This window comes from Ochrobactrum teleogrylli (genome assembly GCF_006376685.1).
Classification (GTDB): Bacteria; Pseudomonadota; Alphaproteobacteria; order Rhizobiales; family Rhizobiaceae; genus Brucella; species Brucella teleogrylli.
Genome location: NZ_VEWL01000037.1, coordinates 1 through 1,439 on the forward strand (window position 1 = coordinate 1; position 1,439 = coordinate 1,439).

The following is a 1,439-nucleotide window of genomic DNA, read 5'->3' on the forward strand; positions in this document are numbered from 1 at the left end:
CTAGCACTACTTTGGCAGATTGATTATTTAGGGCTTCCCTCCGCGGAGTTTCGGTGATTCATAAGGAACCAGCTTTTGAAGGGAGCTGGTGATGAATGCTGATTTGATGGACGACCTGGAGCACTGGCTTCAGCCATTTTTGGCGGGTCTTTCACATCGAGCCCGACGCAGGATGTGTCCGCTTTACATTGCGGGACTGATTGGGCCAGGCGACCGTAAGAGCGTGCAACCGATGGCCGCGCGCGCAGACGATGTCGGCTACGATCAGCTTCATCATTTTGTTGCGGCCGGGGTTTGGGACAGCTCTCCGCTGGAGGCCGCGCTACTGAAGGAGGCCGATCGTCTGGTCGGCGATCAGGCGGGCTTTCTCGTCATCGACGACACAGCATTACCGAAGAAGGGACAATATTCAGTTGGCGTCGCGCCTCAATACGCTTCGTCGCTTGGCAAGACATCCAATTGCCAGTCACTGGTGTCTGTGACCCTGGCCTCGCGCGAAGTGCCCGTGATGGTGGGCCTTCGGCTCTTCCTGCCCGACACATGGACGAATGATCCTGAGCGGATGAAGCGGGCGCGCGTCCCGAAGGATCGACAGGTCGCTCTTACAAAGCCGGAGATCGCCATCGAAGAGATTGATCGTGTCATCGCTTCAGGCTCTCGTTTTGGCTGTGTGCTTGCTGACGCGGGCTACGGGTCGAGCAGCGCTTTTCGTCAAGCTCTGAGTGAGCGCGGTTTGCTGTGGACAGTCGGATTATCGCGGCGTCAAAACGTATATCCGGCCGATGTTGATCTGATCTTCCCGGTGGCGACTAGCGGCAGGCGCCGTCAATATCACATCCCGGACCAGCCGCCGGTCTCTGCCGAGGCGATGCTGTCTGGCGAGAAATGGCACAAGATAAGCTGGCGGCGTGGCACTAAAGGCCGGCTGACATGCTTGTTTGCGGCTCGACGTGTCCGCGTTGCGGATGGTCATAAGCACCGGATGCTCGACAATCGCATGCAATGCATGCCAGGCGAGGAGATCTGGCTCGTCGGCGAACGCCGGTCGACTGGCGAACAAAAATACTATGTGTCCAACTTACCATCCGATACGAGCCTCAAGATACTTGCCGCCACGATTAAGGCCAGATGGATCTGTGAACAGGCACATCAGCAATTGAAGGAAGAGCTCGGTCTCGACCACTTCGAAGGTCGATCATGGACTGGATTACATAGACACGCCTTGATGACCATGATCGCCTACGCCTTTCTCCAAGCCCGCCGCCTTAAAGCTGCGGGACGGAAAAAAAAGAGTCGGCGGTCCACCGCCACTACCGAGCATGCCAGCGGTTAGACAAGCCATTCTCGACCTCTTCATGCGGTCGCCACCCGGCAGATGCCCGCACTGTCAGAAGCTGCTGGCACACGCCCGAGAATCTAAACTGCCAAAGTAGTGCTAG

1 pseudogene is annotated in these 1,439 nt (G+C 57.3%); it reads left to right on the top strand.

Annotated features, from left to right (window positions below):
* Nucleotides 1–91 precede the first annotated feature (91 nt).
* A pseudogene (locus tag FIC94_RS22285) lies at nucleotides 92–1,420 on the top strand (IS701 family transposase).
* The last annotated feature ends 19 nt before the right edge of the window (nucleotides 1,421–1,439 follow it).